Source organism: Myroides odoratimimus (assembly GCF_030326305.1).
Taxonomy (GTDB): Bacteria; Bacteroidota; Bacteroidia; order Flavobacteriales; family Flavobacteriaceae; genus Flavobacterium; species Flavobacterium odoratimimum_A.
In genome coordinates, this window is sequence record NZ_JACAKB010000059.1 from 1 (window position 1) to 5,553 (window position 5,553).

The window sequence follows — 5,553 nt, forward strand, 5'->3', positions numbered from 1 at the left end:
CGCCTTGGTACGGATCCGTATGCCAGGTGGTGTGAGAGGTCGGCTGAAGAAATAATCTTCAGCCTCCTACTCGATTACTTTTAAGTTTTTAATTTGTTCATCATGCCTTTAGTTACACAGTCTAATAAGATTCTACATCCTCTTTTCTTACTATGCTTAGCCTTGCTTCTGTGTAATGATTTTTGGATGAAAGAACAGTTTTCTAATGTGATAACGGGCAAACTATCAGATTTTACAGGACTATTTATCTTCCCATTTTTTTGGTCTGCCTTTTTACCAAAATACACTAGAGGTATTCATATTACTACAGTGTTAATTTTTATGTGGTTTAAAAGTTCATTATCTACCCCTGTCTTATCGTGGCTTAATGGTGTTGGATTATCTATAGGACGAGTAGTTGATTATACTGATTATGTGGCTTTAGTCAGTGTATTGTTATCTTATTATGTATTTAATAATATAACTATCCATAGGTCATATCGCGGTTTTAAAGCAGGAGTGATTTATCTTTCTATCTTTTCTTTTATGGCAACTTCTCAGATTCCAAAAGTGTCTACTTTTTATCCGATTCAAAATGAGAAGTATTATTTTAAAGGTACGAAGAGAGAACTGATTCAAAAATTGAATGAAGTTCAAGTAGAAAAAGTACAGGAGTGGAATAAGAAAATTACTCCTGTCCAAACGCCTATTGTAATTGACTCGGTTAATAATTTGATACATTATGAACTAAATGATCAATATATACTAGGTAGATTACTAGATATGGGAGATGTGAATAAAGATAGTGTTTATTATGACTCTGATTTAATTAAGTTCGTGATCACACAAGAAGATGGAAGAGCTAAAATAACTCTCCTTGAGATTATGGTTAAAGCTCATGGCGTAGGAGATATTGATATAACTAAGCTACCATACCCTAATAAGGAGATTAGAGCTTTTAAAAAGAATTTGATAAGACCTTTGAAAAATAAATTCTAAGTATTCCTGTATTTAGCAGGTGTGGTTTGGTACATACGTTTAAATGCAGAAGTGAAGTGTTGTACATACTCATATCCACAATAGTGTGCTATTTCCTTAATAGGTATTGTTGTGTTGCGCAATAATTTATGAGCGTATTCCATTCTTAATTGATATACATAACCAAATACTGTAGTATTGTAGACCTCTCTAAATCCTTTTTTGAGTTTATAGTCATTTAATCCTACTTCTAGCGCAAGTTGTGATAAACTTAGAGGATCTTGATAGTTTTGTTCAATGAGCTTTTTAGCTTCTTCAAGTTTTTGTTTATCTGTTATAGATATTTTAGTTAATCCTTTATTGGAATTTGAATGTATGTATTGCTCGAATTGTAACAGGAGTAATTCTTTACATTTTATATCTAGGTATAATTGTTTCATAACACCTGTTCTATTTGTATTATAGATTTCAGTAAGAATTGTTTTTATCTCTGTAGTTACTAAAGCATTATTTTGGAATAATTGCTTCTTGGTTTTATGGATAGGAGGTACTAGACCTTCATATTCTTTGATTATAGAGTTGACATGATCTTGAGTGAACAGCACTTCAAGGTATTCATTACTATTTTCATTTTGTTTAAAAGTACCTTGTAATTCTTTTTGAAGATATAGGTTGTGTTGATTTTTATTAAATTTTACATGATTGTAAGCAGAGTTAAAATCAGATCTTCCGTTTAGACAAAAGTGCATTTCATAGAAAGGTTCATCTGTATACATCTCTATAGAGATATCCTTTTTTATATTCATCACCCCAAAGCATAAAATAGAATTCTGATTATAATATTCAGTTACTTTACTTTCTACTATGTCATTTTGTACATGTATTGTTTTACACTTCTCTAGATTACCCATATTTGAGTATAAAGAGCGATATCTTTTCTCTAGTAAGATTTGTTTTGTACTAATGTCCTTAATGATCATTTCCATAATAATCCGTTTTGCGTAAAGTTTACTCCTTTTAAGGTAACAACTATTTTAATTAGATGAATGAAATTTGCACAAATATAATTATTAAGATTAATTCTAAATAGTTATATTTGGTCAAAATTTATAGTATATGGAGCCAATGGATAATATTGAATTAGCAAAACAGCTTAGATGTCCTAGTGGAGATGATGGAGTAAGAGTTGGAAATAGGATGTATGCTTCCAATAGCAATATGATTTATAAAACTATTGACCGCTTAAACATTAAAGCAGGGATGCATATTCTAGAATTAGGATTTGGCAATGGTCGTCATGTACCATATCTATTCTCTAGAGAAAAGAACTTGAGTTATGAAGGCATTGAGCTGTCTGATGTGATGCTAAGTGAAGCAACAGAATTCAATAAAGAATTGATAAAAGAAGATAAAATCAAGTTATCTTTAGGAAACGATGCTGGGAGAATGGATTTTGAAGACAAATCTTTTGACATTTTCTTTTCTATCAACACTATTTATTTTTGGGAAGAGCCAAATAAATACTTTCAGGAGATATATCGTATTTTACGTTCAGAAGGACAATTGACGTTATCATATATTCAGAAGGACTTTGCTCTAAAACAAGCTTTCGCTACAGAAGAAGTTTTTCATTTTCATAAGACAGAGTGGCTTATTCGTTTATTAACTAATATTGGATTCTATAATATAGAGCAATGGCAGTATATGGAGAATACAACTAATAAATTGGGACAATCTGTTGTGCGTCCATTTGTTATTTTAAAAGCAACTAAGCTGTAAAGAGAATACTTCTTTTATCCCTGTTTGTAATGTTTATTAAGTAAGAATTATTAAATCATTCACTTATAAATATGGATAAACAGAAACAATTGATTTTAAAAGGCAGCTTGCCTAATGTGATGTGGCAGATGTCTTGGCCAGCTATTATAGCGATGGTCTTGTTTGGGCTAAATAACTTTTTAGACGGTGTCTTTGTAGGGCACCTGATTAATGATACAGCATTGGCAGCTGTAGGGATAGCTTTTCCATTAGCACAGATAGGGCAGGCTATCGGTAGTCTTATAGGTACGGGTGCAGGTGCCGCTATTAGTATTTGGATTGGAGCAGATGATCAGAGTAATTTGGCTAGATGTTTAGGCTCAGTTAATTTTCTTAGTATTTTATTCTCTGTAGTTTTTATGTTTCCCGCCTATATTTTTGCGGATGAGCTTATCTATTTAATGGGAGGTAGAGGTGAGATAGCTATTTTAGCTTCTCAGTATTATAAGGTTATTCTATTAGGTACTTTCTTTTGGGTACATGGTTTAGCGTTGAATATGATGATTCGAGCAGAAGGAAAGATGAAGGTTGCGGCTCTGATGATAGCGATTGGATTAATAATTGATATTGCACTTAAGCCTATTTTTATTTCTACATTAGGTGGAGGGGTAGTTGGCGCAGCTTGGGCTACTAATGTATCTATGATTGTTTACACTATTTTAGGTATTGGCTATTATCATTTTTCTAAATCATCTTTTAAGACTAATATTTGGTCAATTTTTAATGATAAAGTAATTACTCAGCTTATTATTAAGTTAGGAATGCCTGCCATGATTATGATGGTTGTTATTCAGAATATTGTTATTTTTAATGCCTTGTCTAAGTATGGCACAGATAGTGATATTACCTTTTTTACAGCTGTCAATCGTTTTTACTTATTATTATGTACTCCAATGTTTGGAATGATGCGTGCACTTCAGCCAGTAGCAGGGATGAATTATGGTGTCCAGAATTATGTTCGTACTAAGCGATCGTATGTGTTATTTACTTGGACTGGAGTAGGGCTATTATTACCCTTCTGGTGTTTAGTAATGTTTTTTCCTCAGGATGTTTTATCCTTAATGATACCGAATCAATTATTCTCAATAGACCAATTGATAAATTTTCGTGTCTATATGAGTGTTTTGTTGGTGTTGCCAGCTATATTTATGGGCATGGTTTGGTTTCCATCTGTAGAGAATGCGAAGCCAGCTAGTTTGGTTGCGCTTTTTAGACAGCTAGTTTTGTATGTTCCTATTATGTTAGTTGTGCCCCGTATTTTTGGGATTAATGGTATTTATTGGGCAAGTGCTTTGATTGACTGGGCTATTTTTATTGTTGTGATTTTTGTGTTAAGACGTAGTTTTAAGACGATGGTGTAAACTAATATAAGAATAGAAGCTGTTTTTTTTAGCTTGAGTAAAGAATTTAAGGGAACTAGGATAGGGATAAAAGGATTATGCGTAAATTCGCTTGCAATTTTCAAAGGAAGTTAGTCGTCCTTTTCATTTTATAATTATACAACACAACATATATGGAATTATTAAGAGAGAGAATTTTGCAAGATGGAAGATGTTTTGAAGGAGGTATTTTAAAAGTAGACAGTTTTATCAATCATCAGATGGATCCTGTACTAATGAAATCTATTGGAGTAGAATTCGTAAGAAGATTTGCAGGAACTAATGTTAATAAAATTATGACTATTGAGGCTAGTGGGATTGCTCCAGCTATTATGACAGGATATTTGTTAAACCTTCCTGTGGTATTTGCTAAGAAGAAAAAACCTAGCACAATGGAGAATATGTTACATACACAGATACACTCTTTTACTAAGGATAGAACGTATGATGTAGTTATCAGTAATGATTTTCTTCAGCCTACAGACAATGTTTTATTTGTAGATGACTTTTTAGCGTATGGTAATGCCGCTTTAGGAGTACTAGATTTAATAAAACAGTCTGGTGCTAATTTAGTAGGAATGGGATTCATTATAGAAAAAGCATTTCAAGACGGACGCAAGTTAATAGAAGATCAAGGAGTAAGAGTAGAATCTTTAGCAATAATAGAAGATCTGTCTAACTGCACGATTACAATTAGATAAAAGTTTAGAATAGTTTTATATTCATCTACAGCCCTGGCTTATACAGTCTAGGGCTTTTTTGTTGCTGTACTTTAATTAGTTTTGTTCAAGAGTGCTACAATATCTGTTCAAGATTGCTTCAATAAACAGGTGCTCAGGTAGAGTAATCTTGTAGAAATGTTGAAGGGGTGTTGAAGCAAAGGGTGTGAACAGAGATTATCTAAGGGGTAGGGAAGAGTTGGTTATTTAGGTAGAAAATAGTAGTAATTTTTGTTAGTTGTTGATTAACAGTTGATTATTGTGTTATTTACTCAAAGTGAGAATAAAAATAGGACATCTATTTTTCTTTAAAACAAGGTAATAGCTACTTTATATCGGTGTTTTCTTTAAAAAAACAGGACTCTATAAGTATAGATGTTATAAAAAGGAAGATAAAACACCTCTATATAAGGTAATATAATATGTATAAATCGCTAGAAAGGTCATAACAAGGCATATTCTCAATATTTACTCTTATATATAATAGAGTACAATATTAAATACATTCCGCCATCCATCCTTACGTATATATAGTATAGAGATGCTATGACGCTATAAGCTCTGAAAAAAAAAGATAAAAAAACTTTTGATCGTAAAAGGTGGTATAATAGATAGTTAAGAAATAGTTTTCAAAAACCTTGAAAATAATTCAAAGATAAGTTTGGAAGTAAAGGAAAAGA

General features: G+C 31.9%; 5 protein-coding genes. 4 read left to right on the forward strand and 1 reads right to left on the reverse strand.

Annotation, left to right across the window (positions count from 1 at the left end):
• The first annotated feature begins 102 nt into the window (after positions 1-102).
• Positions 103-978, forward strand: a complete 876-nt coding sequence (locus tag HX049_RS18045; protein WP_286417757.1) for a hypothetical protein — start codon at positions 103-105, stop codon at positions 976-978.
• Here HX049_RS18045 and HX049_RS18050 read toward each other — a convergent pair.
• The gene (locus tag HX049_RS18050; RefSeq protein ID WP_286417759.1) at positions 975-1,943 is read right to left on the reverse strand and encodes a helix-turn-helix transcriptional regulator; all 969 of its coding nucleotides are present in this window, start codon (positions 1,941-1,943) and stop codon (positions 975-977) included. The genes HX049_RS18045 and HX049_RS18050 overlap by 4 nt on opposite strands.
• A gap of 130 nt (positions 1,944-2,073) precedes the next feature.
• Between HX049_RS18050 and HX049_RS18055 the strand changes: the two genes are divergently transcribed.
• The 3 genes from HX049_RS18055 to xpt all read left to right on the forward strand — a co-directional run bounded on the left by HX049_RS18055 (position 2,074) and on the right by xpt (position 4,855).
• Positions 2,074-2,736: a class I SAM-dependent methyltransferase gene (locus HX049_RS18055; RefSeq protein WP_286417760.1), complete on the forward strand. Its 663-nt coding sequence runs from the start codon at positions 2,074-2,076 to the stop codon at positions 2,734-2,736.
• A 71-nt stretch (positions 2,737-2,807) separates the two neighbouring features.
• Positions 2,808-4,136 carry an MATE family efflux transporter gene (locus HX049_RS18060; RefSeq protein ID WP_286417762.1) on the forward strand — a complete coding sequence of 443 codons (1,329 nt, stop codon included), beginning with the start codon at positions 2,808-2,810 and terminating at the stop codon, positions 4,134-4,136.
• A 152-nt stretch (positions 4,137-4,288) separates the two neighbouring features.
• On the forward strand, positions 4,289-4,855 hold the full coding sequence (gene xpt, locus HX049_RS18065; protein ID WP_286417764.1) for a xanthine phosphoribosyltransferase: 567 nt from the start codon (positions 4,289-4,291) through the stop codon (positions 4,853-4,855).
• Positions 4,856-5,553 lie beyond the last annotated feature (698 nt).